The organism is Rhizobium album (assembly GCF_003122325.1).
Classification (GTDB): domain Bacteria; phylum Pseudomonadota; class Alphaproteobacteria; order Rhizobiales; family Rhizobiaceae; genus Metarhizobium; species Metarhizobium album.
The window spans coordinates 122,575-148,858 of the sequence record NZ_QFBC01000010.1; the positions used below are offsets into that span (position 1 = coordinate 122,575).

A 26,284-nucleotide genomic window follows, 5' to 3' on the forward strand; every position below is an offset into this window, starting at 1 on the left:
GAGTTGCCGGCGGCCACTTCTCCGCCCGGCACCACGACCCTATACTGCCCCAACGGGAACCGGAGGACGGACATGGTCACGCGACGTTCGCTTTTGCTGCAGGGAATGGGAGCCGGCCTCTGGCTGTCGGCGCCACCGGCGATTCGCCCCGCAGCCGCCACCATGCCGCAGACCGACGTGACTTTTCTCGTCATCAACGACATCCATGCCTGCCGCATGGGCAGCGGCCTCAGCCCGAATTGCGCCGCCGAGGGCAAGACCGACGCCAACCTGCTGCGCCACATCGCCGCGCTCAACGCCATCACCGGAAAACGCTGGCCGGAGGAGATCGACGGCAAGGCGACCGGCCTCGCAAGCGCCGGCAAGCCGATCCAACATCCGCACGGCATCGTCGTCTGCGGCGACATCACCGACGACGGCGGCGGCCAGACGGCGGAGCCCGGCGAAGGCTCGCAACTCCTGCAATTCTCGCACCGCTACCAGCAGGGCCACGGACCGGACTGCGTGCATTACCCCGTCTATGTCGGGCTCGGGAACCACGATCTCGACCAGGACGGCCGGCCGCCGCAGGTGGACTGGTACCGCGACGAGCTGCGCGACTATGTCCGCTTCAACCACAAGCCCAGCGTCTTCTTCAAGGCACCCTTCCCCGCCGACAATTACGACGAGGCGTCCGACAATTATTCCTGGAACTGGGACGGGCTGCACCTCATCCAGGCGCAACGTTTTGCCGGCGATACTGGCAAGGGTGCGGCAAGCGGGCTTGCCTGGCTGAAGAGCGACCTGGCAACTTATGCCGCCGATGGCCGGCCCGTGGTGATCTTCCAGCACTACGGCTGGGACCATTTTTCGCTGGAACGCTGGGACCCGGAAAAGAAGACCTTCGATCCCGAGGGCAGCGGCCCGCCGCACTGGTGGTCGGATGCCGACCGGCAGGCTTTCGTCGATACGCTCAAGGGTTACAACATCGCCGCGATCTTCCACGGCCACGAACACGACACGCCGATGATCTACCAATCCGCCGGCTTCGACATCGTCAAGCCGAAAGCCGCCTACATGGGCGGCTTCGGCCTGGTGCGCATCAGCGGTACGGCGATGGACATCGCACTCGGCGAAGCGTCGGACGACAAGGGCGGCGTCCGTTTCCTCGCCGCCCACAGCAAACCGTTGATGACGCGCTGATTACTCCGTCGTCGCATCCAGGAAAGGCTCGACCTCACGGCCCGGCATGAACGTGCCCAGCCGCCTGATCTCCCATTCCAGCTTGATGCCGGAGGTTTCGAACACCCGTCCGCGCACCGTCTCGCCGAGATATTCCAGATCGTAGCCGGTCGCATGGCCGACATTGATCATGAAGTTGCAATGCAGCGACGACATCTGCGCCCCGCCGATCATCAGGCCGCGGCAACCGGCATCGTCGATCAGCTTCCAGGCCGAATGGCCCTCCGGGTTCTTGAAGGTGGAGCCGCCGGTCTTTTCCTTGATCGGCTGCACCGTCTCGCGGTGGCTGCGCACGGCATCCATTTCGGCGCGGATTTTTGCCCGGTCTTCGGGATAACCCTCGAACACGGCATGGGTGAAGATCAGGTCGGCGGCGGCTTGCGAATGGCGATAGCTGTAGCCCATCTCGGCATTGCTGAGGACGTGCTTTTCGCCCTTGCGATCGACCGCGTGGATTTCCACCACCCGCATTGCCGTCTCGACGCCGTTGGCGCCGGCATTCATGCGCAGCGCGCCGCCGATGCTGCCGGGAATGCCGTAATAGAAATGCAGGCCGCCGATGCCGTTGTCGGCGGCCATCGCCGCGACGTTCTTGTCCGGGCAGATGGCGCCGGCGCGGATGCGGCTTTCACCGGCGAGTTCGACCTGTCCGAAACCCTTGGCGGACAGGCGGAGCACCACACCCGGAATGCCGCCGTCACGCACGAGAAGGTTCGAGCCGACGCCGACGACCGTCAGCGGCACGTCCGCGGGCAGGAATTTCAGGAAGGTGATGAGATCGTCGACGTCATGCGGCTGGAACATCAGCTCCGCCAGTCCGCCGGCCTGGAACCAGGTCACACGATCCATCGGCGCATCCGGCGTCAGACGGCCACGCAACTGATTGACGCCGTCCCCGAGCGACGCCAGAAGCTTTTCCCCATTCACCTGTTTCATGACTTCCCTGAAACGCCTTCCAATTCCTTCGGCAGCGACGCTGCCCATTGCGTTATGTTTCCAGCCCCCAACAAAACCACGAAATCACCCGGCTGTGCAATGCCTGCTATGATTGATGCCAGTTGATCCGGTGAAGCAAGGTAACGGGCATCACGATGTCCGGCGGATTTGATGCGCGAGACCAGCGTTTCCGAATCGGCGCCTTCAATCGGATCTTCCCCGGCCGAATAGACCGGGGCGATCAGGATGCAGTCGGCATCGTTGAAGCAGGCGGCAAAATCCGGCAGCAGGCTGGCAAGCCGGCTGTAGCGATGCGGCTGGTGGACGGCGATGATTCGGCCGGGGCCGGCTTCACGCGCCGCCCGCAGCACGGCCTTGATTTCGACGGGATGATGGCCGTAGTCGTCGAACACCTGCACGCCGTTCCATTCGCCGGTAAAGGTGAAGCGCCGCTTGACGCCGCCGAAGGACGCCAGCCCCTTGCGGATATCCTCGTCGGAAATGCCCAGCCGGTTGGCGACGGCAATCGCCGCCGTGGCGTTCGAGACGTTGTGCCGGCCCGGCATCGGCAGCACCAGGTCCTTCATGGCAAAAACCTTGCCGGTGCGGCGGCGGCGGATTTCCACGTCGAAGATCGACTTCGTGCCCTGCATCCGCACATTGGTGAAGCGGGCATCGGCCTGCGGGTTCTCGCCGTAGGTGATCACTTTCCGGTCCTCGATCTGGCTGACGAGGGCCTGCACCTCCGGATGGTCGAGGCACATGACGCCGAAACCGTAGAAGGGCACGTTCTCGACGAACTGCCGGAAGGCGGCGCGCACGGCGTCGAAATTGCCGTAATGATCGAGGTGTTCGGGGTCGATGTTGGTGACGACGGCGACGTCGGCCGGCAGCTTCAGGAAAGTGCCGTCCGATTCGTCGGCCTCGACCACCATCCATTCGCCCTCGCCCATGCGGGCATTGGTGCCGTAGGCATTGATGATACCGCCGTTGATGACGGTCGGGTCGAGATTGCCGGCCTCGAGCAGCGTCGCGACCATGGAGGTCGTGGTCGTCTTGCCGTGGGTGCCACCGATGGCGATGGCATTGCGGAAACGCATCAGTTCGGCCAACATCTCGGCGCGGCGTACCACCGGCAGCAGCTTTTCACGGGCAGCGACGAGTTCCGGGTTGTTCTTGCGGATGGCCGTGGAGACGACGACCACTTCGGCGTCACCGAGATTTTCCGCCTTATGACCGACGAAAACCTCGATGCCCTTGGCGCGCAGGCGCTGCACGTTGGCGCTGTCGGACTGGTCGGACCCCTGGACGCGATGGCCAAGATTGTGCAGCACCTCGGCGATGCCGCTCATGCCGATCCCGCCGATCCCGATGAAGTGGACGAGGCCGATGGCCTGCGGCATTTTCATGCATGCGCTCCTTTGAATTGTGAAATCGGTTGTTTGCCGGCGATGGCCTCGACCATGTCGGCGAGTTTTGCAGCCGCGTCCGGCTTGCCGGCCTTTTTGGCGGCCGTCGCCATGCGGACGAGCTTGTCCGGATCGTCCATGCATGCCTTGAAGATCGCCGCCAGCCGCTCCGGCGAGAGCTCCGCCTGGGCAATGACCTTGGCGCCGCCAGCGGCGGCAAGCGAGGCGGCATTGGCCGCCTGGTCGTGGTCGAGCGCATACGGATAAGGCACCAGGATCGCCGGCCGGCCGATGACGGACAATTCCGAGACGGTCGAGGCGCCCGAGCGGCAGATGATCAGGTGCGCCGCGGCTAAGCGTTCCGCCATGTCGGTGAAGAACGGCGAGGTCTCGGCCGGCACGCCGAGTTTTTCATAGCTGCCGGCCACCTTGTCGCGGTCTTCCGGCCGCGACTGCTGCGTCACCGCAAGGCGCTGGCGATAGGGGTCGTCGAGCAGGCTGATCGCGGTCGGGATGGCCGAGGAGAAGAATTGCGCGCCCTGGCTGCCGCCGAAGACGACGAGGCGAAAGGTCTCTCCCGCAGCCGAGGGATGGTAGGGCATGGCGGCGGCGGCGAGAACGGCCGGCCGCACCGGATTGCCGGTTGCCACCGTCTTGGCGGCATAAACGCCTTCGCCCTCCGGCAGGAAACCGCCGGCGATCGCCTGCACGCGGTTGGCCAGCGCCTTGTTGGCACGGCCCATGACGGCGTTCTGCTCGTGGATCATCGAGGGCACGCCCATGCCGGTCGCGGCGATCAGCGGCGGCAATGTCGGATAACCGCCGAAACCGACGACGACCAACGGCTTCAGCCTGGAAATCAGCCGGCGGGCGGCGCGCAGGCCGCGCCACAGCGTCCAGAGCGAGCGGGCAAGCGCCACCGGGTTCTTCGAGCCGATGGTGGCGGAGGGAACGACGTGGATTTCGTCCGCCGGAAATTTACCGGCAAAACGTTCGGCACGGCTGTCGGTCACCAGATGGATGGCGTAGCCGCGCTCCTTCAGCGTATGCGCCAGGGCCTCCGCCGGAAAAACATGGCCGCCGGTACCACCGGCGGCGAGAAGAATGATACCCTTGGTCATATGCGCTCTCCGCGTCCGGCCATTCGGTTACTCTGCCGGCACGCCCTGATGCACCCGGAAGAGGCTGCGCTCCTGCGCCCGCTTTTCCGGTCGGTGTCGTGTCAAGGCCAGGATGAACCCCGCCGTGACACTGATCGCCACCATCGACGAACCGCCGTAGGAGATCAGCGGCAGGGTCATGCCCTTGGCCGGCAGCAGCTCGAGATTGACGCCGATGTTGATCATCGACTGCAGGCCGATCTGCAGCACGAGGCCGGCAACGGCGAACCGGTTGAAGTCGTTACGCTCCTTGAACGCGTGACTCAACCCCCTCAGCACCACGAAGGAAAAGATGATGACCAGCGCCATGCAGAACAGGATGCCGAATTCTTCGGCCGCGACAGAGAAGATGAAGTCGGTATGGCTGTCGGGGATAATGCGCTTGACGATGCCTTCGCCCGGTCCCTGACCCAGCCAGTCGCCGCGGATGATCGCCTGGCGGGCGGTATCGACCTGGAACGTATCGCCTTCGCCGGTGAGGAAGCGGTCGATACGGCCGGCGACGTGCGGCAGCATGTAATAGGCGGACACGAAACCGGCGACGCCGAAGCCGCCGAGCAGCACGATCCACAGCCAGGGCATGCCGGCCATGAAGAACATGCCGCCCCAGACGGCGGTGGTCAGGATCGTCTGGCCGAGGTCGGGCTGCGCCACCAAGAGCGAGCCGACCATGCCGAACAGGATGATGGCGAAGAAATTGCCCGGAATTTCCGGCTGGCGGGCATGTTCGGCAAACAGCCAGGCGCAGACGACGACGAAGGCCGGCTTCATGAATTCCGACGGCTGGATGGAGATGCCGGCGAGCGTCACCCAGCGCCGCGATCCCTTGACCTCGACGCCGAAGAACAGCGCCACCAGCATCAGGCCCAAGGCCACGACCAGAAGCACGATCGCGGTGCGTCGCACCTGCCGTGGCGACATGAAGGAAATACCGATCATCACCGCCAGCGACGGCAGCAGGAATGCGGCGTGGCGCTTGACGAAGTGGAAGCTGTCGAGGCCGAGGCGTTCGGCGACCGGCGGCGAGGCAGCGAAGGACAGCATGAAGCCGATCCCCATCAACAGGATGAACGTCGCCAGGAAAAACCGGTCGATCGTCCAGAACCAATCCGCCACAGGGCCTCGTTCGGCACGGCTCACCATGTCACTTCTCTCCGCTTTCGGTATCGATCAGCATGGCCACGCCCTGCAACGACCGGACATGGCCGACGAAGGCATCACCTCTTATCTCGAAATTCTTATATTGGTCGAAGCTTGCGCAAGCCGGGGATAACATAACGGCGGAAGGCCCACCCTGATCCAGCGCCGAATCGGCGGCCGCATGGGCGACCGCCTGCTCCAGCGTTCCGGAAATCTCGTAAGGCACGGCCTGGCCGAGAGTCGCAGCAAACTCCGCTGCCGCCTCGCCGATCAGGTACGCCTTGACGATCCGCGGGAAATACGAGGTCAGCGTCGTGATGCCGCCGGTCTTCGGCAGGCCGCCGGCGATCCAGTAGATGCGATCGTAGCTCGAAAGCGCCGGGGCTGCGGCATCGGCATTGGTCGCCTTGCTGTCGTTGACGAACACGACACTGCCACGGCGGCCGACCGGCTGCATGCGGTGCTTGAGGCCGGGGAAGGATTTGAGCCCGGCCCGGATCTGCTCCGGCGACACGCCGACCGCCAGGCAGGCGGCAATCGCCGCCGCCGCATTCTGGGTGTTGTGGCTGCCGCGCAGCGTCTGGATGTCGGTGAGGTCGGCGATCTCGGACGTCGCGCCCGTCTCGGCACGGATGATGCGGCTGCCTTCAGCATAAAGCCCGTCGGCCAGCACCTGCCGGCGCGAAATACGGATGACCTTGGTGCCGGCCCGCTCGACCCGATCGGCGATCAGGGCCGAAAAACTGTCGTCCACACCGACGACGGCAACCTTGCTGCCGGCGACCAGCCGTTCCTTGACGTCGGCATAATGCTGCATGGTGCCATGACGGTCGAGATGGTCGGGCGTCAGGTTGAGCAGGATGCCGGCGGACGGGTTGAGGGTGGGTGCGAGATCGATCTGGTAGGACGAGCACTCGATGACGAAATAACGTTCCGCCTTCGGCGGCTCCAGCGTCAGGATCGCCGTGCCGATATTGCCGCCGAGTTGCGTATCGCGGCCGCTCGACTTCAGGATATGGGCGATCAGCGCCGTCGTCGTCGATTTGCCGTTGGTGCCGGTAATGGCGATGAACGGGCAATCGGGCGCATGCGCCCGGCGCTCGCGGACGAAAAGCTCGACGTCGCCGATCACTTCGACGCCGGCGGCTTTCGCCAGATCCACCGTCCAGTGCGGCTTCGGATGGGTCAGCGGCACACCCGGCGACAGCACGAAGGCGGATAGGCCGCTCCAGTCGATCGAGCGCAAGTCGGCGGTCGGAATACCCTCGGCGGACGCCTTGGCGACGCTGTCGGGATTGTCGTCCCAGGCGGTGACGGCGACACCGCCGGCCACCAGCGCCCGCGCCGTCGCCAGCCCCGAGCCGCCGAGGCCGAACAGCGCGACCGCCTTGCCCTTGAATGTCGTGACCGCGATCATCGGCTCACCGCAGCTTCAGCGTCGACAGGCCGACCATGGCGAGCACGACGGCGATGATCCAGAAGCGGATGACCACCTGGCTTTCCGTCCAGCCCTTCTTTTCGAAATGGTGGTGGATCGGCGCCATGAGGAAGACGCGCCTGCCGGTCATCTTGAAGAAGCCGACCTGGATGATCACCGACAGCGTTTCCATGACGAACAGGCCGCCGATGATGACCATGACGATTTCGTGCTTGGTGGCGACGGCAACCGAACCGATCAGGCCGCCCAGAGCCAGCGAGCCGGTGTCGCCCATGAAGATGGCGGCCGGCGGCGCGTTGAACCAGAGAAAGCCGAGGCCGGCGCCGATCACCGCGCCGAGGATGACGGCAAGCTCACCGGTGCCGGGCACGAAGTTGATCTGCAGGTAGCCGGCAAAGACCGCGTTGCCCGCGAGATAGGCGATGACGCCGAAGGAGGCCGAGGCGATCATGACCGGCACGATGGCGAGACCGTCGAGGCCATCGGTCAGGTTCACCGCATTGCCGGCGGCGACGATGACAAAACCGCCGAACAGCACGAAGAAGATGCCGAGGTCGATCAGGAAATCCTTGAAGAAAGGAAAGGCAACGGAGGAGCCGAAACCGCCGCCATGCGCCGGGTTGGACAGCGCCGTGTGCATCATGAAATAGACGGCGATGCCGGCAATGACGAATTCGATGGCGAGCCGCGCCTTGCCGGAAAACCCCTTGTCGGTCTGCTTCGTGACCTTGAGGTAGTCGTCGTAAAAGCCGATGGCACCGAAACCCAGCGTCACCAGCAGCGTCGCCACCACGTAGACGTTGGAGAGGTCCGCCCACAAAAGCGACGAGACGACGATGCCCGCAAGGATCATCAGCCCGCCCATGGTCGGCGTTCCGGCCTTCTTGAAATGCGTCTGCGGTCCGTCCGCACGGATCGGCTGGCCTTTGCCCTGGCGGATGCGCAACGACGTGATCATGCGCGGCCCGAACAGGAAGACGATCGCGGCCGAGGTGAAGAGGGCTGCTCCGGTGCGGAAAGTAATGTATCGAAATAGGTTGAAGAGTTGAAAGTGGTCCGCCAGTTCCACAAGCCAGATTAGCATAGGAGCCCTTTCTCAAGCCCAATCAAGATTGGCGCTCCGTGTCGGAAAACGCAGGATATTTGTCAAGCAGCGCCGCGACGATCTTGCCGAAACCGATGCCGAGCGAGGATTTTATCATCAGCACATCGCCCGGCATCACCGACGCGGCGGCAAATTTCACCATGTCTTCAGTCGCGGCGCGATATTCGACATGGATACTGGAGGGCAAGGCGTCGCGCAGATGCGCCATCTCGGGTCCGGAAAGCCAGACATGCTCGATGCCGCTTGCGAGCAACGGCGAGGCCAGCTCGGCATGCACCTGCGCCGCGAATTCGCCCATTTCCAGCATGTCGCCGAGAATGGCCACCCGCCGCCCCTCGCCTTCCGGCTGGGCCGAGGCAAGCAGCGCCAAAGCGGCGCGCATCGAGGCCGGGTTGGCATTGTAGCTTTCGTCGATCAGCGTGAAGAAACTGTCGTGCCCGATGGCGCGGCGGTGGCGCTGGCCGCGCCCCTTGACCGCCTTCAGGTCCTCCAGCGCGGCGACCGCCTCGGCAAGATCGGCGCCGACAAGCATCGCCGTGCCGAGTGCGGCCATGGCGTTTTCGGCGATGTGCCGGCCGGGCGCGCCGATCAGGATCTCGGTGGTCTCGCCGCCGAGGGTCGCCCAGACGATCGAGCCTTCCGCCGAACCGTCGAAATCCGCCAGCCGGAAATCTGCCTTGGCATGCTGGCCGAAGGAATAGATGTGCTCGATGCCGCAATTCTGCGCCGTTTTCTCCAGGAAGTCGTACTGCTCGTTGTCGCGGTTGAGAACGACCGCGCCGCCCGGCTCGACGCCCTCGAAGATTTCCGCCTTGGCAGCGGCGATCTCGCGCAGGTCACGGAAATTACCGAGATGGGCGGCGGCGATGGTGGTGATGATCGCCACATCCGGACGCACCAGCTTGACCAGCGGCCGGATCTCGTCTGGATGGTTCATGCCGATCTCGAAGACGCCGAAGGCGGTATCGGCCGGCATGCGGGCCAGCGTCAGCGGCACGCCCCAGTGATTGTTGAAGGAGGCGACCGCCGCATGCACCTTGCCGGACGGCTCCAGCACGTGGCGGAGCATTTCCTTGGTCGTCGTCTTGCCGACGGAGCCGGTCACCGCGACGATCTTCGCCGGAGTCCGCGCCCTTGCTGCGGCACCCAGCCGGCCAAGTGCGGCCAGCACGTCGTCGACGACGATCATCGGCACCGTCAGCCGGCCCAAAGCCGGAAGCTTGGCTTCGCTGATCACCAGAAGCGAGGCGCCGTTCGCCATGGCGATGCTGGCATAATTATGGCCGTCGACCCGGTCGCCCTTGATGGCAAAGAAGGCCTCTCCCTCGGAAATGCTGCGGCTGTCGATCGAAATGCCGGTCACGCCCTCCGGCAGGGTGCCGATCGGCCGCCCCACCATGGCAGAAATCATTTCGTCGGTTGTCCAAAGCCACGTCAATGCCTGCGCTCCTCCAAAGCCTTTCTCACTTCCGCATGATCGGAGAACGGCAGCGTCACGGCGCCCACCGTCTGTCCCTCCTCATGCCCCTTGCCGGCAACGATCAGCGTGTCGCCGGCCTCCAGCAGGCCGACGGCATGGCGGATCGCCTCGGCGCGGTCGCCGATCTCGGTGGCGCAGGGGGCTGCCGCCATGATCTCCGAGCGGATGGTCGCCGGCTCTTCCGAGCGTGGATTGTCGTCGGTGACGATCACCACGTCGGCAAGCCGGCAGGCGATCTCGCCCATGATCGGCCGCTTGCCTTTGTCGCGATCGCCGCCGCAGCCGAACACCACGACGACGCGGCCGGTGGTGAAAGGCCGCACCGAAGCGAGCACGTTCTGCAAAGCATCCGGCTTGTGGGCGTAATCGACATAGGCCAAAGCGCCGTTGCCGGCATGGCCGACCAGTTCCAGCCGCCCGGAGGCGCCCTTGAGCTTGCCGAGTGCGGCCATGGCTTCGGCCGGCGCAACGCCGGTCGAGATCGCCAGCCCGGCGGCGACCAGCGCGTTGGCGATCTGGAAATCGCCGGCAAGCGGGATGTGCACTTCGAAGATCTCGTCGCCGTGATGCACCTCGGCGACCTGCTTGTGGCGGAAATGCTCGACGCGCTTCAGGCTGAGGAAACGGCCCTGGCGGCCGACGGTGCGCACGTCATGACCGGCAGCCGTAGCGACACGAATGGCTTCCGCCGACCACGGATCGTCGGCGAAGATCACCGCCGGCGAGCCCTTCGGCAACAGCGTATCGAACAGCCGCATCTTCGCCGCCATGTAGTTTTCCATGGTCGGATGGTAATCCATGTGGTCGCGGCCGAGATTGGTGAAGGCGGCAGCCGACAGGCGCACGCCGTCCAGCCGGCTCTGGTCGAGGCCGTGGCTGGATGCTTCCATCGCCGCATGTGTCACGCCGGCACCGGCGAGTTCGGCCAGCAGACGGTGGAGGGAAACCGGATCGGGCGTCGTCAGCGAGCCGTAATCGTCGCGCCCCGGGGCGATGACACCGGTGGTGCCGATCTGGGCAGCAGCCCGGCCGGCACCGGCCCAGATCTGCCGCGTGAAGGAAACGACGGAGGTCTTGCCGGCCGTACCGGTCACCGCCACCATGGTCTGCGGCTGCGCGCCAAAAAAGCGGGCGGCGGCCAGCGCCAGGAAGCGCCGCGGCTCGGAAACAGACAGGACCGGCACGGCGGACTCGCCATCACCTTGCCCCGGCCCGGCAATCACCGCCGCTGCACCGCGGGCAATCGCGTCGCCGATGAAGCGGGCGCCGTTCGCCTTGCTGCCGGCGAGCGCCACGAAAAGGCTGCCGGGTTTCATCGCGCGGCTGTCGGCGGAGATATCCGCCACGGCGATGTCACCGGCCTTGCCTTCGAGTTCAGTTGAGAGTTCCGGAAAGTCGGTTCCGGCCAGTTCGCGCAGTTTCATCGGATATGCTTTTCTGTCCCTTGCGTCGCGCACCCCACGCGAATCGCTGGCCGCTATTCTTTCCCATTCAATAAGACTGCAGCAAGGCAGCACCGCCATCACCAAACTGCGGCTGGACGCCCAGAAGCGGCGCCGCACGGCGAATGATGTCGCGCACCATCGGCGCCGCCGTATAGGAGGCGATCGTGCCGCCGCCCTCGCCGCTGTGCGGCTCGTCGCAGAACGACAGGACGATGTAGCGCGGATTGCCCATCGGGAAGGCCGCAAGGAACGCGTTGAAGTTCAGCTTGCTGTCGTAGCGGCCGTTGACCACCTTGTCGGCGGTACCGGTCTTGCCGCCGACGTCGAAGCCGGCGACACGGGCGTTGCGGCCCGAACCGTTCACGCCGTTATATTCGAACAGGTAGCGCATGTCGGCGCTGGTCTTTTCCTGGATCACCACCTTGGCGACCTCGTCGGCCTGGTCCTGCGTGCGCGGCAGGAAGGTCGGCTCGATCAGTTTGCCGCCGTTGACCAGCGCGGCACCTGCGACCGCCGTCTGCAACGGCGTCGTCGAAACGCCGTGGCCGAACGAAATGGTGATCGAGTTGATCTTCTTCCATTCACGCGGCTGCGTCGGCGTCTTCACTTCCGGCAGCTCGGTCTGCATCCTGGTGAGCAGGCCGAGTCTGGTGAGGAATTCCTTGTGCGCCTCGATGCCGACGACGTCGGCCATCTTCGCCGTGCCGATGTTGGAGGAATACTGGAAGATTTCCGGCACGCTGAGCACCCGGTGCTTGCCATGGAAATCCTTGATGGTGAAACCGCCGATGCGGATCGGGAAACGAGCATCGAAATTGTCGGTCAGCTTGACCTTGCCGGAATCGAGCGCCATTGCCGTGGTGAACGACTTGAAGGTCGAGCCCATCTCGAAGGTGCCGTTCGACATGCGGTTGAGCCAACCTTCGGCTGCACCCTCCAGCGGATTGTTGGGGTCGAAATCCGGTGCCGACGCCATGGCCAGGACTTCGCCGGTATTGGCATCGAGAACGACGGCGCCGGCCCCCTTCGCCTTGTAGTTGGTCACCGCATTGACGACGACGTCGCGGACGATCGCCTGGACACGCACGTCGATGGAGAGTTTTACCGGCTCCAGCGGCGTATCGCTGGTCATGCCGACGGCGGCGAGATCGGCCAGGCCTTGGTTGTCGATGAACTTTTCCATGCCGGCAACGCCGCGGTTGTCGATGTTGACATAACCGACGATGTGCGCGGCGGTGGCGCCGCCGGGATAGAAGCGGCGCTTTTCCGGACGGAAGCCGATGCCGGGAATACCGAGCGCCAGGATCTGGCTCTGCTGCTTCGGCGTCAGCTGCCGGCGCAGCCACTGGAAGTGCGATTTGGACGACAGCTTCTTGTAGGTGCCCTTGAGGTCGAGGTCCGGCAGCACGGTCGCCAGCATTTCGACGGCTTCGTCGGCATCGACGATCTTGTGCGGCTCGGCATAGAGCGAAACGGTGCGAATGTCGGTGGCCAGCACCTCGCCGTTGCGGTCGAGGATATCCGGGCGCGAGGCCATCAGCCGGTCGGCCGGCATGATGCTGGACACGACTTCCGGCGACGCCATGCCGTATTGCACGAGTCGGCCGCCGATAATGCAGTAGACCACCGAAAAACCGGCGATGATGATCGCAACCCGGCTGCGCGCCTGGTCGCTCTTCTTCTTGACGGTCCCCTGGAAGGCGGAGGATTGCGTGCCGCCGGGGCGGTTATGGCCGCCTGCGGAAAAATGCGCCTTGCTCTTCAGCACCATGATACGGGAAAGAAAAGACATCAGGGTTTTACCGATCCTGTTGCGATTTTATCCGTTGCCTTGTCCTTGGCGCCCTTCGCGCCATCCGTCTCGGCCGCTTCCGTTGCCGGCACGTCGGCCTTGAGCATCGGCAGCTCCATTTCCTGGGCGATCTGGCGCGAATCGGTCGGCACCAGCTTCAATTCGCCGGCATAGACGGTAATCAGCTTTTCCAGCCGGTTCGGCTGCGTCAGCAGCGCCCAGTCGGCTTTCAGCAGATCGATCGTATCCTTCTCCAGCTTGATTTCCGCTTCCAGGCGCTTGACCTCGTCGAGCTTCAGCTCGGCGCGATGCTTGATGGAATAGGTCACCGTGGCGGTCACGGTCATGACGGCGATCAGAACGATGTCAAAGGTGCGCAGCATCGGTTCAGCCTCCAATCTTTCCTAGGCTCGTCAGGTTGGGGAGATCGAAGATCGAAAAATCTTCCGTTTCGGCCGGGGCCTCGGTGCGGCTGCCGGCCCGCAGCTTGGCCGAGCGCGCCCGCGGATTGAGCTCCGCCTCTTCATCACTGGCGGCCACCATCGACTTGCCGACGGGATCGAACGTCGCCGCCCGTTCGTGCATCATCGGCATGTGGCGGGAACCGGACGCCTTGCCGGAACGATCGGAGAAGAACTTCTTGACGATGCGGTCTTCCAGCGAATGGAAGGTGACGACGACGAGGCGCCCGCCGGGCTTCAGCACCCGTTCGGCGGCAAGCAGCGCCTGCGCCAGTTCGCCCAGTTCGTCGTTGACATAAACGCGCAGCGCCTGGAACACCCGCGTCGCCGGATGGATCTTGTCTTTGGCCTTGCGCGGTGTGACGATCTCGATCAGGCCGGCAAGGTCGCGGGTCGTCTGGAACGGTTCTGTGGCACGCTTCTTCTCGATGGCGCGGGCGATGCGGCCCGCCTGCTTTTCCTCGCCGAGGAAGCCGAAGATGCGGATGAGGTCGGACACCTTGGCGCGGTTGACCACATCGGCGGCGGAAACGCCCGATGCCGACATGCGCATGTCGAGCGGCCCGTTCTTCTGGAAGGAAAAACCGCGCCCGGCCTCGTCGATCTGCATGGAGGAGACACCGATGTCGAGCACGACGCCGTCAAGCCCGCCGGCCGGCGCATGCTCGGCGAGACGGGAAAATTCCGAGTGGATCAGGGAAAGACGGCCGCCGCTCGCAGCCACCAGTGCCTGGCCGCCGGCTATCGCCGTCGGATCGCGATCGAGCGCGATGACGTCGGCGCCGGCATTCAGGATCGCCGAGGTATAACCGCCGGCGCCGAAGGTGCCGTCGAGGATGACCTTGCCGGGTGCCGGCTCGAGCGCCGCCAAAACCTCTTTGAGAAGAACCGGAATGTGGCGAACCGGTCCGCCATCGGCTTCAGAAACAGATCCTCCGCCAAGATTCGCCACCATTCCGTTTCCCCGTCTTAACTGGGCCGCGTTCCTCTCAGTCTGCGTCCCTCTCGCGCAGCCTGCTGCGTCTCCTGGAAGACCGTCGGCTGCCAAAGCTGAAAATGATCCGCCCGCCCGACAAATGTCACCTCGGTGGTGATACCGGTGAAATCGCGGATAAAATCCGTGACCATCAACCGCCCCTCGGCATCGAGCTTCATGAAGACCCCGCCCCCGTGAATGAGGAGCGACATCTCGTTGGCGTCCGGCGAAAAAGGATCTTCCGCCGAAATCTGGCGCTCGAAACGATCGAGCACATCCGGGCCCCCGACGCTGATCGCCGGAAACACAAAATCCTGGAAGCAATAAAGCTCCTGGATGTTCCGCTGCGCCAGCACCGACCGGAACACGGACGGCACGGAAACCCGCCCCTTCGCGTCGATCTTGCTGGTCACGTTGGAAAGGAAACGGTTCATGATTCGATACAGCCGTTCCCCATCGTGAGAGGCGCCGCATCCGCCCCCGAAGATACACCCTATGAAACAAAGCATCTCTCATCCGGGGAGCGGGTAGCACCCCGTCAACTCCATCCTGGAGCCGGCCTTTTTTTTGCGATGAGCGGGCGTCAAATCGCCCTTGAGCAGTGTGCATTTGGGATAACATGGGACCATATGGGCGTCAATGGGAACCAGCCGCCGACACCCGTGACAGCGTCAAACGTTTATAAGCTGTTAAGTTTAACGAATCGTTATGAAACCCCGGCCCCGCAGGCTCTGGCGGGCAGGAGAAGCAAAAACCGGCGATTACTCGCCCACGTAGAAAAAAGAAAATAAAACCAGATGCTTGCGAAAAAATTTCGCAAATTTTTGAAAAATCTCAGGGGTAAAAATTGCCAGTTGGCCTGTAAGCCGGGTTCTGTATGGCCCCGGTTGTGACACCGGTGCGTGGCAGCCATTCCTCTGGGACAGGACTTGCGCCCTGCCTCTCGCAACCCACCCGGATGACCGGCCCGGAAACGGGCTGTAACGCTTGCGCGCCCATGTCATCCCTATTCGGTCTTGCTCCCGGTGGGGTTTACCATGCCGCCCCTGTCGCCAGGCGCGCGGTGGGCTCTTACCCCACCCTTTCACCCTTACCCCGCCGGCTTTGGCGTCCGTGTCGACGACGCAAAAGCAGGCGGGGCGGTTTCCTTTCTGTGGCACTTTCCCTAGGGTCGCCCCCGCCGGACGTTATCCGGCACCGTGTTTCCGTGGAGCCCGGACTTTCCTCACCCTACCGCCTTTCGGCATTGGTAAAGCGCGGCTGCCCGGCCAACTGGCAGGGGGTCAATAACCGAGTGTGGCCGGGAATGCCACAAAAATATGCATGCTTTGGCGTTCAGAGAAATTCCGGTTTGAAATCCGTCGCATAGGCGCCGTCGCTGATTCGGCCCTCGAGCATCAGCCCCGCCCCCAGCCGGCCGATCTCGTCCGAACTCTTGGCCGAGGCGCCGCAGCCGCCCGTCAGCACGGCGATGCGCGGCGACGAGGTGAAACCGATCGCCGGATAGCCGCTTGGCGGAAACGAGGTAACGCAGGACGAGGTGGAGATCGACCGCACGGCCAGATCAGGGACGATCTCGCCCATGATGCGCACGAGGTGATCGCGGGCAGACGGCCGGCCGTCCGTCTGGAACCAGTCGCGAATCTCCGGCTCGGTCTGCAGGTGCAGATTGTCCGGATCGCCGCCGATCTTCGCATAGATCCTGCCGTCAGGATAGAGGATCGGCGGCAGCATGTAGATGCCGTCGCGCGGGTCCGCGGGCTCGCTGATCAGCGACGGCATGTTCGAAAGCCGTCCCGCTTCGGCCTCGTCGACCTCGAAGAAGACGATCGTGCGGCCATAAACCGTCATGGCAAGACGGTCCGGCAAGAGGCGTTCCGCAATCGAAAAACCGCCCGCTGCCACCAGCACCTTTTCGGCACTGTAGCTGCGCCCCGTATCGGTCACGACCTCGACGTGGTCGCCGCGATCACGCGTCGCAACAGCAGTCTCGCGGATGACGGCGGCGCCTGCCTTTTCCGCCAGCAGCGACTGCGCCTTTACCAGCCGCCGCGGGCTGATATGCCCGGCGTTACGCGCCTCGTGGACACCTTCGCTGCCAGCAGGAAAGGCAAAGAACGGAAAGCGTTCGGCCAGCGCCGCATCGTCGAGAATATCGATCCCGACGCCGAGCGCGGCGGCGGCATCCACGACATTGGCGATATAGGCGCCGCCACTGCTGCGCTTCTGGCCGGCAATGAGGCAGCCGGCAGGCGTATAAAAATCGATGCCGCTCTTTTCGGCAATCTCGGCGTATCGCGCAATCGAGCGATTGGCGAGGCGCGCCCAGTCGGCGTCCTTGTCGATGGTGCGGGTAATCCGACCCTCGTCATAATGGCTGGCGAAGACGCCACGGTGGCCCTGCCGCTCGGCAGGTTCATCCGGCCCGAGCACGGCGATGCCATCGGACTGCAGTGCCAGATGGCGGGCGGCGGCGGCACCCATCATGCCGCGACCGATCACGAGAACCTTGAAATCCGCCGCCATGATCGCCATCCCTCTCAACGCCTGAAAGGCAAGCGATAACATGGCGGCTGAATTACCGCATTACTTTAAGTCGGGGCGAAAAGGATTCATCCCCAGGCACTTGCGGGACGTTTTGGAAATCTCAGTCGATCAGCGACTGCACCTTGCCGCAATAGCGCTTCGACACCGGGTTCATGCGTTTGGCCGCATGGCCGGCATTGTATTTCAGGATGGTGCTGCAGGTTTCGCCGCCGCCCAGTTCATGGGCCATGGCCAGGTATTTCATGCCGAAGCGGATGTTGGTCTCCGGGTCGTAGAGACCTTTGCGCGTGCCGGAATATCCCATCATCCGCGCCGTTGCCGGCTTGATCTGCATCAGGCCGATTTCGCCGGCGCTGCCGCGGGCTTTCGGGTTAAAATTGCTTTCGATCCGCACCACCGCATGTGCCAGCGAAACCGGCACGCCATATTGACGGGCATATTTGGAAATCAGCTGCGAATAGGGACCGGTGGAGGAAAAGGAAGGGGTCGCATAACCGGCGGTGCGGGTGGTCGAGGTCAGCGATATCGTCTCGACACGGGCGGGCCTTTCTCCTGCAAAAGCGCAGGAAATCCCCGACAGCAGCACGCCAAGGCATGCCGCAGCAGCAAAAGTCAGTCTTTTCATCTTGGAAGTTTTACTCCGACCCAAAGGCCTGCCGGACAGTGCGCCCACGCGTTTGGTCCTCGTGCGGATGTCCTCGGACGGCATCGCACGGCAGCAGCACCTTATCGTTTACATTCGCAGCCGGCCCTTGCGGCGGCTGCCGTTCACGGGGCTGTTAGACCAGCGCAATGCGGAAAGAATAGGGAATTGCTGTGGCGGCGCAGCATTTCACCGAAAACGGCGTTTCCGGACGAATAAAACCGCCCTGTCGCCCGTTCAGTCCTGACCGAAACGCGGCAGCGCCGCAAGCAGGCGGTGCAACGTATCGATAGTGGAAACATCGGCGATGCCGTCGATCCGCTCCGGCCGGAAATGGCGCTGGAAAGCGTTGACGCAGCCTTCGGTCTTGTCGTCGAACGCACCTGTGATTTCAACACCGTAACCGTACATCGACAGCATCGACTGCAAGGCTTCGATCGGCTGGCCGTGGTCGCCGCGCTGGAAGAAGCGCCCGCCCATCGCCCGGCCCGGCTCCACCCAGTGGCCGACGCCGTGCCGATACAGGGTTTCCCAGGGAAACCTTTCACCCGGATCGACCTTGCGAACGGGAGCGATATCGGAATGCCCCAGCACCCGCTCCGGGGCGATGGCCCAACGCTGGCCGCAATCCCGACACAAATCGATGACGGCGGCGATCTGCGCCTGCGAAAAATCCGGCAGACCGCCAGGATGGCCGGCATTGGCGATCTCGATGCCGATCGAGGCGGAATTGATGTCGGTTGTTCCACCCCAGAAACTTTTGCCGGCATGCCAGGCGCGCCGCGTCTCCGGCACGAGCTGCAACACACGGCCGTCCTCATCGACGAAATAGTGGCTCGATACCTGGCTTTCGTCACGACAGAGCCAATCCAACGCCCGCCCGGCGCTCTCCATGCCGGTATAATGCAGGATGATCATGCTTGGCGTGCAGCCATCGGCCCGTTCACCATGGTTGGGCGAAGGCTTGACCTCCGCACCGGCGTAGTCAGCAGTAAAATGGGAGGTCATGCCGCGCGGCGTTCTTTCTCGATCGCCGCGTAAGCGGCATTCAGCGTCGCCATGCGATCATTGGCGATGGTATGGAATTCCTCCGGCACACCGCGGGCGATCAGCCGGTCGGGGTGGTGCTCGGAAACGAGGCCGCGGTAATGCCTGCGGATCGTGGCGAAGTCGTCGGAACGGTTGACGCCGAGGACGATATAGGGATCGCGGCCCTCGACGAAGACGTGGCGGGCGGTGATGCGCTCGAAATGCGCCTCGCTTATGCCGAAAATCTCCGCCACCCGGGCAATGAAGGCCATTTCCTTCTCGTGCAACGCGCCGTCGGCCTTGCCGATATGGAAAAGACCGTCGATGACGTCTTCCAGCACCGGGCAGTTGGCGGCACAGGTGCTGCACAGGCCGGCGAGCTTCTCGGCATAGGCCTCGTAGCCGGCCACGTCCTGGCGGGCCAGATTGTAGAGGCGGGCGACGTTGCGCGCCTCGCTGTCGGGGAAGTCGAAGATGTGGCGGAAGGCTGCGACCTCGGATTCGGTCACCACGCCGTCGGCCTTCGCCATCTTCGCCGACAGCGCGATGACGGCCACGGAGAAGGCGACGTTGCGCCGCGTCTCCGGATCACCTTCGAACACCGTTCGAATGGTTTCCACCACCGCTGACAAGGCATTGCTGGCAGCGTCAGCGACTGCGCTCAGCAACTTCTCCCAGAAAGACATTATCGATCCATAGGCAAAATGCGTCGTTTTGCAAGCTGATCAAATAATCCTGGCAATTGCAAGATGACCTTAGGATTGCATCGGATGAAACATCGTTCACATTTGTTTCATCGATCGTCGCCCATGGGAAACCATGACAGGCGGCACCGACACGCTTTCGCCTGAGGAAACCTTAAAACTTCACTTTACACCCGCTTCCGGCTGTCGCATCCATGGCCCGCATGAACCATGAGCGGCGGCGCCCAAGGCGCCGAAGGAGGAACGATGGCGAAACAGAAAGTTGCAATGCTGACGGCCGGCGGCCTGGCCCCCTGCCTCTCGTCGGCGGTCGGCGGGTTGATCGAGCGCTACAGCGACGTCGCCCCTGATATCGAACTGATCGCCTACCGTTCCGGCTATCAGGGCCTCCTGCTCGCGGACCATATCGCCATCACGCCGCACATGCGTGAAAAGGCCGCCCTGCTGCATCGTTATGGCGGCTCGCCGATCGGCAACAGCCGCGTCAAGCTCACCAATGCCGCCGACTGCGTCAAGCGCGGGCTGGTAAAAGAAGGCCAGAACCCGCTGGCAGTCGCCGCGGACCGACTGGCCGAGGATGGCGTCACCATCCTGCACACCATCGGTGGCGACGATACCAACACCACCGCCGCCGACCTCGCCGCCTATCTCGGCGCCAACGGCTATGATCTCACCGTCGTCGGCCTGCCGAAGACGGTCGACAACGACGTCGTGCCGATCCGCCAGTCGCTCGGCGCCTGGACGGCGGCCGAGGTTGGCGCCGATTTCTTCGACAATGTCAGCAACGAGCAGAGTGCTGCGCCCAAAACCCTGATCGTCCACGAAGTCATGGGACGCCACAGCGGCTGGCTGACGGCGGCGACGGCGCGTGCCTACATACAGAAGAGCAGCCGCAACGACTATGTCGACGGCCTGATGATGGACGGCAAGCTGAAGACGATCGACGGCCTCTACCTGCCGGAAATGGCCTTCGACCTGCAGGCCGAAGCGGCACGGCTGCGCAAGGTCATGGAAACCAACGGCTTTGTCAGCCTGTTCGTTTCGGAAGGCGCCTGCCTCGATGCGATCGTCGCCGAACGCGAGGCGGCCGGCGAGACGATCAAGCGCGATGCCTTCGGCCATGTGAAGATCGACACCATTAACGTCGGCAACTGGTTCTCCAAGCAGTTCGCCGCCCTGCTCGGCGCCGAACGCTCGATGGTGCAGAAGTCGGGTTATTTCGCCCGCTCCGCGCCTGCCAACCAGGACGACCTGCGGCTGATCCAGGGCATGGTCGATCTCGCGGTGGAAAGCGCCCTCAACAAGGTCTCCGGCGTCACCGGCCACGACGAGGCCCAGAAGGGCAAGCTCAGGACGATCGAGTTCCCGCGCATCAAGGGCGGCAAACACTTCGACCTGTCGACCAAATGGTTCGGCGAGGTGATGGATGTCATCGGCCAGAAATACAAGCCGGCCTGATTGAACACTGGCGGCGCCCACGAGTTTCTGGCAGGATATCTGCGGAGGAATCGATGTCCACGGAATATCTGGCGATCTACGCCGTTGGCGCCGCAATCATCCTGGCCCTGCCGGGTCCGGGCAACTGCCTCATGCTGTCTTATGGTCGCAGCAGGCGGCATTTGCAATCGCTGGCGGCAGCGGCGGGAATCACCCTGACCGGCACGGTCCTGACGACCGCGATTGCGACCCTCGTCGCCGTCGCGGGCGGCCTTTCGGAACTGCTCGCAGCCGTTTTGCGCGGTTGCGGCATGGCCGTGCTGGTGTGGTCGGTGCTGGTGCTCTGGCGCCTGCGCGGCATGACCGGCCTCGTCGCCGACAATGACAATCTCGACGGTAAAAACGCCGCATCGGCCTTCCTCAAGGGGGCCAGAACAATGATCCGCAATTATTGGCAGTTGACGCTGTTTGGCGCCCTCGCCACCCAGGCCGTCGGGCCTGGCATCGTGAATTTCCAGCAAACTATTGTTTTTTCAGTTATATTTATTGCATTCTCGATTTTGACAAACCTGATCTATGCCATTTTCGCCGGCCGCATCCACAAAAGGCTTCGCCGCCTGGAAACCCGGAAGATCAAGGGCAGGACCCGCGGCAAGCTGCGCGTCAACGCGGGAATCGTCAGCGTCGGCTATCGACGCCTTGCTGCATAGCCAGCTTGCCCCATGCTTGCGGGGCCTTCACGAATAGGTTAATGGGTGAAAAATGGTGTTAACAGTTTCCCCCTGTTTATGCGTTGCGGGGAGGCACGATTTCGCGAGAGTGATCAAATGGTAGCGATCGGACATGTCACCCTGAAACGCAATCTGGCATTGGCGGCCGTCCTGACCGCGGGCCTTTCGGGATGCGCCAGCGTTGACTCGACATCCGAAGCCGAATTGTCTGCCGTGCAGACGACCGTACCCGTGGCAAAGCCCGGCACGGAAGTCGGTTACGCGACGGCGGCCGCAGCGGACACACAGGCGACCGGCACTGGAATGGTGACCACCACGGCAGCGCTCGACACCTCGGATGCTGCGGCGAACAAGCCGGCGACGATGGCCTACGCGACGCAGACGACGTCGACCGCCACCACAGCCCTGGCGACCGCGACGAACGACACGGCCACCACCACGGTCGTCGCCACCAGCGAAATCCCGACCGAGACGGCAGCACAATCAATGACGGCGTCTTATGCCGAAATGCCGCTGACCGACGAAGTCACCGCCATCCAGTCGGTCATTCCGATGAAGCGCCCCGGCAGCGAACTCGCCTATGCGGCGACGACGACAACGCCGACGAGAACAGCCTTCACCTCGATGAATTCCATGCTGGAATTCGACACTCGTCCGGTCAGCGCCATCCAGCCTGCCAGCCTGACGTTCCAGCCGAGCGTCGGCATCGTCGAAACCGGCAACAAGGGTCCGCTCAAGGAACTGATTTCCAAATATGCGAAGCTCTACGAGGTTCCCGAAGCGCTCGTGCATCGCGTCGTGAAGCGCGAAAGCACCTACAATCCCAAGGCCTTCGCCCACGGCAACTACGGCCTGATGCAGATCCGCTACAACACCGCCAAGGCCATGGGCTACGAAGGCCCGGCTTCCGGCCTGTTCGATGCCGAGACCAACCTGAAATATGCGGTCAAATATCTGCGCGGCGCATGGATCACCGCCGATACCGACCATGACGGCGCGGTAAAACTCTATTCGACTGGTTATTATTACACCGCCAAACGCAAGGGCCTGCTGAACCAGGTTCAGTAGGCGGACTTGATCATTCCGGCAGGTCGAGAATAGCCTTCAGCATCTGCTGCGGGCGGTAGTTGAGGCGACCGGGCGTCAACCCCAACCGAACGACGACCAGCCTTGCCGACGGTACGATTGCGACCGTCTGGCCGTCATGTCCCTGCATCCAGAACACGTCCTCCGGCAAGCCCGGTTCGTCTGCGTTCCTCTGCCGCGGGCCGGCATGCCAGGCTTGCATCTGCGTATATATGCCGTTCGAAACCGCTGTCGGCCGGCCCATTGCCGCAACGAAACCTTCGGGCAGCAGCCTTACGCCGTTCCAGACGCCATCCTGCAGCAGGAACTGACCGAAACGGGCCCAATCGCGTGCCGTGGCATAGAGGTAGGAACTGCCGACAAAAGTGCCGGCCGCATCGGTCTCGAAGACGGCGCTGCGCATACCGAGCGGCGCGAACAAAGCCCGCCGGGGATAGTCGAGCGCCTCCTGCGCGGTTCCCACCCTTGACATCCACAGGCGAGCCAGCAGCGTTGCCGTGCCCGATGAATAATTGAAGGTCGTGCCTGGTTTGGCCACGAGCGGCTTAATCGCCGCGAAGGCCGCCATATCGCGCTCCAGATACAGCATGCTCGTGACATCGGTGACGCTGCCGTAATCCTCGTTGAACTGCAGGCCGTCTTCCATGGCCAGCAGATTTCGGATGCTGATCCCAGCGCGATCGTCCCCCTTCCACGTGTCGAAAAGGCCGGCCTCATCAAGGCCGAGCTTGCCTTCGGCCATCACCCGGCCAAGGATGGCTGCATTCACCGTCTTGGTCATCGACCAGCCCAGCAGCGGCGTCTCCGCATCGAAGCCGGCGCCATAGGCCTCGCCGACGATCCGACCGTCCTTCACCACGACGATGCCGCGCATGCCCGGCCCTGTCAGTGTCGGATTGGAGAACAGCGCGGCAATACGCGGATCGGCAGTCTCGATCTGCTTCCCCTGCGGCCAGAGCCCGTCCGGTGCCGGCTCTTGCGACGCCGCGGCCGTCACAGCGCCAGCAAGCGCCGCAACATCGCCGTCCGGCACCACAGTGCAGCCAAGTCCCTCGCGATAGGCTGCCGTGGATGCAGCAAACAATCCCATGAAACGCGAGGTCACCGTCGCCGCCTCACGGTCGACACTCACCCGTAGCAGCTTGAGCAGCGGATGCCCCGGCGCCTGGACGTCTTCGGCCAGAACCTGCTCCGCATCGCGGCCGGCGAGGAAGACATTGGAGCAGACAATTTTGGCTGCATAACCGTCGCCCACCTTCAGCAGCAGCGGCGGCGCCACGGAAAGCCAGACCGCGCCACCCGCGACCACGAGAACAGCCGTTGCCCCCAGCGCCTTGAAGATCCTGCCAAACGCCATGCGACCATCTCCCTCGGTTGCGCCCAGACAAGCAGGTAGGGCCTGCAGAGGGAAATCACAATGTCTTCAGGCTGGCCTGCCGCCCTGTCCTCAGGCTGCGTCATGAAGCTGTAGCAGTAGCGGAGTAGATGCGTTCAACCCAAACGGAGGGCAGACTCAGATGACCGAATTCGCACCCGACGCCGGCTTTCGCAAGAACCGCAAACTCAAGGACGCACTTCTGCAGCACAAGGCGTTGTCGAAGGCGGGTTTCTCCGAGCGCCTGTTCGGCCTGCTGTTTTCCGGTCTCGTCTACCCGCAAATCTGGGAGGATCCGGATGTCGACATGGCGGCCATGGAACTCTGCCCGCAACATCGCATCGTCACGATCGGCTCCGGCGGCTGCAACATGCTCGCTTACCTCTCGAAGGATCCGGCCCGCATCGATGTCGTCGATCTCAACCCGCATCATGTGGCGCTGAACCGCCTGAAGCTCGCCGCCTTCCGCCACCTGCCGGCGCATGCCGACGTGGTGCGCATGTTCGGCATGGAAGAGGTCGAAACCAACAGCCTTTCCTACGACACGTTCCTGTTGCCCAACCTCGACGAAGCGACCCGTTGTTACTGGAACACCCGCACCAACATGTTCGGCCGCCGGCGCATCGAGGTCTTCAACCGCAACATCTACAAGACCGGCCTGCTCGGCCGCTTCATCGGCTTCGGCCATCTCATCGCCCGCCTGCACGGCGTCAAGCTGCAGGAGATCGCCGAGACCCGCTCGCTCCGCGAACAGCGCCAGTTCTTCGAAGATCGCATCGCGCCGCTATTCGACAAGCCGCTGATCCGCTGGATGACCAGCCGCAAGAGCTCGCTGTTCGGTCTCGGCATTCCGCCGCAGCAATTCGACGAACTCGCCAGCCTCAGCGCCGGAAAGTCCATCGCCCCTGTCCTGTGCCAGCGTCTGGAAAAGCTCACCTGCCATTTCCCGCTGCGCGAAAACTATTTCGCCTGGCAGGCATACACCCGCCGCTATCCGACCGTCGACGAAGGCATTCTGCCGACCTACCTGAAATCGGAAAACTATCATGCGATCCGCCGCAATGCCGGCCGCGTCGAGGTGCATCACGCCAGCTTCACCGAGCTTCTGGCGCAGAAGCCGGCCAATTCCGTCGATCGTTTCGTGCTGCTCGACGCCCAGGACTGGATGACCGACAAGCAGATCAACGAATTGTGGGCCGAGATCACCCGCACGGCAACGCAAGGCGCCCGCGTCATCTTCCGCACCGCCGCCGAAAAGAGCGTCATAGAAGGCCGCCTCTCGGAAACCATCCACAACCAGTGGACCTACCTCAGGGAGCGTTCGCAGGCGCTCAACACCCAGGATCGCTCTGCCATCTACGGCGGCTTCCACATCTACGAAAAAGCCGCCTGATGGCCGTGGATGCAGCAACCGGCGACAGCCACGCCGCCCGCATGGACCGGATGTACCGCTACCAGCGGCACATCTACGACCTGACGCGGAAATATTACCTCTTCGGCCGCGATCGCACGATCGCCGGCCTGGAGGTGCCGGACGGCGGCTCGCTGCTCGAAATCGGTTGCGGCACCGGCCGCAACCTGTTGCTTGCCCACAGGCTTTACCCGCACGCCCGCCTCTACGGCCTGGATATCTCCGCCGAGATGTTGTCCTCCGCCCGCAAGGCGTTTTCCGGCAAGGCGACGATGCCGGAATTCCGGGTGGCGGATGCGACGAATTTTACCGCCCAGGCCTTCGGCACCAAAGGTTTCGACCGCATCATGATCCCCTACGCGCTATCGATGATCCCCGCCTGGGAAGCAGCGATCGACGCCGCGCTGGCTGCGCTGAAGCCCGGCGGATCGCTGCACATCGTCGATTTCGGCCAGCAGGAAAGGCTGCCCGGCTGGTTCCGCCGGCTGCTGCAGGCATGGCTCAAGCGCTTCCACGTCATGCCGCGGGCCGATCTGGAAGAGGTGCTGAAACAGCGCCTGCCAGCTTACAATGCCACGATGCGCTTCGAATGCATCGGCGGCGGATATGCCTGGCGCGCCATAATTACGCCGCGTGCGACAATCTCCGCTTGAATAACGCAATTTTTACGTTGATATGGTGAAAAAGAGGTTCACGCCTCTGAGGGGATCTCTTTTCGCGGAAGCCATCAGTGGGTCATCGACACCATCCATTTCCGA

At 63.4% G+C, this 26,284-nt stretch carries 23 protein-coding genes and 1 other RNA gene; 6 read left to right on the forward strand and 18 right to left on the reverse strand.

Features of this window, described 5'->3' with window-relative positions; translation table 11 throughout:
- Positions 1 to 72 precede the first annotated feature (72 nt).
- Positions 73 to 1,182 (forward strand): metallophosphoesterase, encoded by a 1,110-nt coding sequence (locus tag DEM27_RS20480; protein ID WP_109460109.1) that lies wholly within the window; start codon positions 73 to 75, stop codon positions 1,180 to 1,182.
- On the opposite strand, the gene murB is transcribed toward DEM27_RS20480, so the two are convergent.
- The 17 genes from murB to DEM27_RS20565 all read right to left on the reverse strand — a co-directional run bounded on the left by murB (position 1,183) and on the right by DEM27_RS20565 (position 19,468).
- Complete coding sequence (gene murB / locus DEM27_RS20485; protein WP_109460110.1) at positions 1,183 to 2,157, reverse strand: UDP-N-acetylmuramate dehydrogenase; 975 nt, start codon at positions 2,155 to 2,157, stop codon at positions 1,183 to 1,185. It lies immediately after the preceding gene.
- Positions 2,154 to 3,566 (reverse strand): UDP-N-acetylmuramate--L-alanine ligase, encoded by a 1,413-nt coding sequence (murC, locus tag DEM27_RS20490; RefSeq protein WP_109460111.1) that lies wholly within the window; start codon positions 3,564 to 3,566, stop codon positions 2,154 to 2,156. The genes murB and murC overlap by 4 nt, the downstream gene beginning before the upstream one ends.
- Entirely contained in the window at positions 3,563 to 4,687 is a 1,125-nt protein-coding gene (murG, locus tag DEM27_RS20495; RefSeq protein ID WP_109460112.1) for an undecaprenyldiphospho-muramoylpentapeptide beta-N-acetylglucosaminyltransferase, read from the reverse strand. The genes murC and murG overlap by 4 nt, the downstream gene beginning before the upstream one ends.
- Positions 4,688 to 4,714: 27 nt before the next feature.
- A complete protein-coding gene (gene ftsW, locus DEM27_RS20500) occupies positions 4,715 to 5,869 on the reverse strand; it encodes a putative lipid II flippase FtsW (protein WP_109460113.1) in 1,155 nt (384 codons plus the stop codon).
- A gap of 1 nt (position 5,870) precedes the next feature.
- A complete protein-coding gene (gene murD / locus DEM27_RS20505) occupies positions 5,871 to 7,283 on the reverse strand; it encodes a UDP-N-acetylmuramoyl-L-alanine--D-glutamate ligase (protein ID WP_109460114.1) in 1,413 nt (470 codons plus the stop codon).
- Between the two features lie 4 nt (positions 7,284 to 7,287).
- Positions 7,288 to 8,388 (reverse strand): phospho-N-acetylmuramoyl-pentapeptide-transferase, encoded by a 1,101-nt coding sequence (gene mraY, locus DEM27_RS20510; protein ID WP_109460115.1) that lies wholly within the window; start codon positions 8,386 to 8,388, stop codon positions 7,288 to 7,290.
- Between the two features lie 22 nt (positions 8,389 to 8,410).
- The gene (locus tag DEM27_RS20515) at positions 8,411 to 9,847 is read right to left on the reverse strand and encodes a UDP-N-acetylmuramoylalanyl-D-glutamyl-2,6-diaminopimelate--D-alanyl-D-alanine ligase (RefSeq protein WP_109460116.1); all 1,437 of its coding nucleotides are present in this window, start codon (positions 9,845 to 9,847) and stop codon (positions 8,411 to 8,413) included.
- Positions 9,844 to 11,313, reverse strand: coding sequence for a UDP-N-acetylmuramoyl-L-alanyl-D-glutamate--2,6-diaminopimelate ligase (locus DEM27_RS20520; protein ID WP_109460117.1), 1,470 nt, complete (start codon positions 11,311 to 11,313; stop codon positions 9,844 to 9,846). Before DEM27_RS20520 ends, DEM27_RS20515 begins: the two co-directional genes overlap by 4 nt.
- A gap of 67 nt (positions 11,314 to 11,380) precedes the next feature.
- Positions 11,381 to 13,126, reverse strand: coding sequence for a peptidoglycan D,D-transpeptidase FtsI family protein (locus tag DEM27_RS20525; protein WP_109460118.1), 1,746 nt, complete (start codon positions 13,124 to 13,126; stop codon positions 11,381 to 11,383).
- Positions 13,126 to 13,509 (reverse strand): cell division protein FtsL, encoded by a 384-nt coding sequence (ftsL, locus tag DEM27_RS20530; RefSeq protein ID WP_245445968.1) that lies wholly within the window; start codon positions 13,507 to 13,509, stop codon positions 13,126 to 13,128. Before ftsL ends, DEM27_RS20525 begins: the two co-directional genes overlap by 1 nt.
- 4 nt (positions 13,510 to 13,513) lie before the next feature.
- Positions 13,514 to 14,542, reverse strand: a complete 1,029-nt coding sequence (gene rsmH / locus DEM27_RS20535; protein WP_109460119.1) for a 16S rRNA (cytosine(1402)-N(4))-methyltransferase RsmH — start codon at positions 14,540 to 14,542, stop codon at positions 13,514 to 13,516.
- A 14-nt stretch (positions 14,543 to 14,556) separates the two neighbouring features.
- Positions 14,557 to 14,997 carry a division/cell wall cluster transcriptional repressor MraZ gene (gene mraZ / locus DEM27_RS20540; protein ID WP_109460120.1) on the reverse strand — a complete coding sequence of 147 codons (441 nt, stop codon included), beginning with the start codon at positions 14,995 to 14,997 and terminating at the stop codon, positions 14,557 to 14,559.
- Positions 14,998 to 15,409: 412 nt separating this feature from the next.
- Positions 15,410 to 15,839: RNase P RNA component class A (rnpB, locus tag DEM27_RS20545), an RNA gene on the reverse strand.
- Between the two features lie 59 nt (positions 15,840 to 15,898).
- Positions 15,899 to 17,089 carry an NAD(P)/FAD-dependent oxidoreductase gene (locus DEM27_RS20550; protein ID WP_109460195.1) on the reverse strand — a complete coding sequence of 397 codons (1,191 nt, stop codon included), beginning with the start codon at positions 17,087 to 17,089 and terminating at the stop codon, positions 15,899 to 15,901.
- Between the two features lie 121 nt (positions 17,090 to 17,210).
- Entirely contained in the window at positions 17,211 to 17,735 is a 525-nt protein-coding gene (locus DEM27_RS20555) for a lytic transglycosylase domain-containing protein (protein ID WP_109460121.1), read from the reverse strand.
- Between the two features lie 255 nt (positions 17,736 to 17,990).
- Positions 17,991 to 18,761 carry an N-acetylmuramoyl-L-alanine amidase gene (locus tag DEM27_RS20560; RefSeq protein WP_109460122.1) on the reverse strand — a complete coding sequence of 257 codons (771 nt, stop codon included), beginning with the start codon at positions 18,759 to 18,761 and terminating at the stop codon, positions 17,991 to 17,993.
- Positions 18,758 to 19,468 carry a J domain-containing protein gene (locus DEM27_RS20565; protein ID WP_109460123.1) on the reverse strand — a complete coding sequence of 237 codons (711 nt, stop codon included), beginning with the start codon at positions 19,466 to 19,468 and terminating at the stop codon, positions 18,758 to 18,760. Before DEM27_RS20565 ends, DEM27_RS20560 begins: the two co-directional genes overlap by 4 nt.
- A gap of 264 nt (positions 19,469 to 19,732) precedes the next feature.
- Here DEM27_RS20565 and DEM27_RS20570 point away from each other — a divergent pair, with 264 nt between their 5' ends.
- The 3 genes from DEM27_RS20570 to DEM27_RS20580 all read left to right on the forward strand — a co-directional run bounded on the left by DEM27_RS20570 (position 19,733) and on the right by DEM27_RS20580 (position 22,722).
- On the forward strand, positions 19,733 to 20,944 hold the full coding sequence (locus DEM27_RS20570; RefSeq protein WP_109460124.1) for a pyrophosphate--fructose-6-phosphate 1-phosphotransferase: 1,212 nt from the start codon (positions 19,733 to 19,735) through the stop codon (positions 20,942 to 20,944).
- A 53-nt stretch (positions 20,945 to 20,997) separates the two neighbouring features.
- Positions 20,998 to 21,633, forward strand: coding sequence for a LysE family translocator (locus DEM27_RS20575; protein ID WP_280954528.1), 636 nt, complete (start codon positions 20,998 to 21,000; stop codon positions 21,631 to 21,633).
- A 117-nt stretch (positions 21,634 to 21,750) separates the two neighbouring features.
- A complete protein-coding gene (locus tag DEM27_RS20580) occupies positions 21,751 to 22,722 on the forward strand; it encodes a lytic transglycosylase domain-containing protein (RefSeq protein ID WP_109460126.1) in 972 nt (323 codons plus the stop codon).
- Positions 22,723 to 22,732: 10 nt separating this feature from the next.
- Here DEM27_RS20580 and DEM27_RS20585 read toward each other — a convergent pair whose 3' ends face one another.
- Complete coding sequence (locus DEM27_RS20585) at positions 22,733 to 24,097, reverse strand: serine hydrolase domain-containing protein (RefSeq protein WP_109460127.1); 1,365 nt, start codon at positions 24,095 to 24,097, stop codon at positions 22,733 to 22,735.
- 160 nt (positions 24,098 to 24,257) lie between these two features.
- Here DEM27_RS20585 and DEM27_RS20590 point away from each other — a divergent pair, with 160 nt between their 5' ends.
- Positions 24,258 to 25,508 carry a BtaA family protein gene (locus DEM27_RS20590; protein ID WP_109460128.1) on the forward strand — a complete coding sequence of 417 codons (1,251 nt, stop codon included), beginning with the start codon at positions 24,258 to 24,260 and terminating at the stop codon, positions 25,506 to 25,508.
- Positions 25,508 to 26,179, forward strand: a complete 672-nt coding sequence (locus DEM27_RS20595; RefSeq protein ID WP_109460129.1) for a class I SAM-dependent methyltransferase — start codon at positions 25,508 to 25,510, stop codon at positions 26,177 to 26,179. Before DEM27_RS20590 ends, DEM27_RS20595 begins: the two co-directional genes overlap by 1 nt.
- Positions 26,180 to 26,284: the final 105 nt, after the last annotated feature.

Coding starts and splice junctions, on each gene's coding strand:
- DEM27_RS20480 (WP_109460109.1), top strand. CDS start 73: ATGGTCACGCGACGTTCGCTTTTGCTGCAGGGAATGGGAGCCGGCCTC.
- murB (WP_109460110.1), bottom strand. CDS start 2,157: ATGAAACAGGTGAATGGGGAAAAGCTTCTGGCGTCGCTCGGGGACGGC.
- murC (WP_109460111.1), bottom strand. CDS start 3,566: ATGAAAATGCCGCAGGCCATCGGCCTCGTCCACTTCATCGGGATCGGC.
- murG (WP_109460112.1), bottom strand. CDS start 4,687: ATGACCAAGGGTATCATTCTTCTCGCCGCCGGTGGTACCGGCGGCCAT.
- ftsW (WP_109460113.1), bottom strand. CDS start 5,869: ATGGTGAGCCGTGCCGAACGAGGCCCTGTGGCGGATTGGTTCTGGACG.
- murD (WP_109460114.1), bottom strand. CDS start 7,283: ATGATCGCGGTCACGACATTCAAGGGCAAGGCGGTCGCGCTGTTCGGC.
- mraY (WP_109460115.1), bottom strand. CDS start 8,388: ATGCTAATCTGGCTTGTGGAACTGGCGGACCACTTTCAACTCTTCAAC.
- DEM27_RS20520 (WP_109460117.1), bottom strand. CDS start 11,313: ATGAAACTGCGCGAACTGGCCGGAACCGACTTTCCGGAACTCTCAACT.
- DEM27_RS20525 (WP_109460118.1), bottom strand. CDS start 13,126: ATGTCTTTTCTTTCCCGTATCATGGTGCTGAAGAGCAAGGCGCATTTT.
- ftsL (WP_245445968.1), bottom strand. CDS start 13,509: ATGCTGCGCACCTTTGACATCGTTCTGATCGCCGTCATGACCGTGACC.
- rsmH (WP_109460119.1), bottom strand. CDS start 14,542: ATGGTGGCGAATCTTGGCGGAGGATCTGTTTCTGAAGCCGATGGCGGA.
- mraZ (WP_109460120.1), bottom strand. CDS start 14,997: ATGAACCGTTTCCTTTCCAACGTGACCAGCAAGATCGACGCGAAGGGG.
- DEM27_RS20550 (WP_109460195.1), bottom strand. CDS start 17,089: ATGGCGGCGGATTTCAAGGTTCTCGTGATCGGTCGCGGCATGATGGGT.
- DEM27_RS20555 (WP_109460121.1), bottom strand. CDS start 17,735: ATGAAAAGACTGACTTTTGCTGCTGCGGCATGCCTTGGCGTGCTGCTG.
- DEM27_RS20560 (WP_109460122.1), bottom strand. CDS start 18,761: ATGACCTCCCATTTTACTGCTGACTACGCCGGTGCGGAGGTCAAGCCT.
- DEM27_RS20565 (WP_109460123.1), bottom strand. CDS start 19,468: ATGTCTTTCTGGGAGAAGTTGCTGAGCGCAGTCGCTGACGCTGCCAGC.
- DEM27_RS20570 (WP_109460124.1), top strand. CDS start 19,733: ATGGCGAAACAGAAAGTTGCAATGCTGACGGCCGGCGGCCTGGCCCCC.
- DEM27_RS20575 (WP_280954528.1), top strand. CDS start 20,998: ATGTCCACGGAATATCTGGCGATCTACGCCGTTGGCGCCGCAATCATC.
- DEM27_RS20580 (WP_109460126.1), top strand. CDS start 21,751: ATGGTAGCGATCGGACATGTCACCCTGAAACGCAATCTGGCATTGGCG.
- DEM27_RS20585 (WP_109460127.1), bottom strand. CDS start 24,097: ATGGCGTTTGGCAGGATCTTCAAGGCGCTGGGGGCAACGGCTGTTCTC.
- DEM27_RS20590 (WP_109460128.1), top strand. CDS start 24,258: ATGACCGAATTCGCACCCGACGCCGGCTTTCGCAAGAACCGCAAACTC.
- DEM27_RS20595 (WP_109460129.1), top strand. CDS start 25,508: ATGGCCGTGGATGCAGCAACCGGCGACAGCCACGCCGCCCGCATGGAC.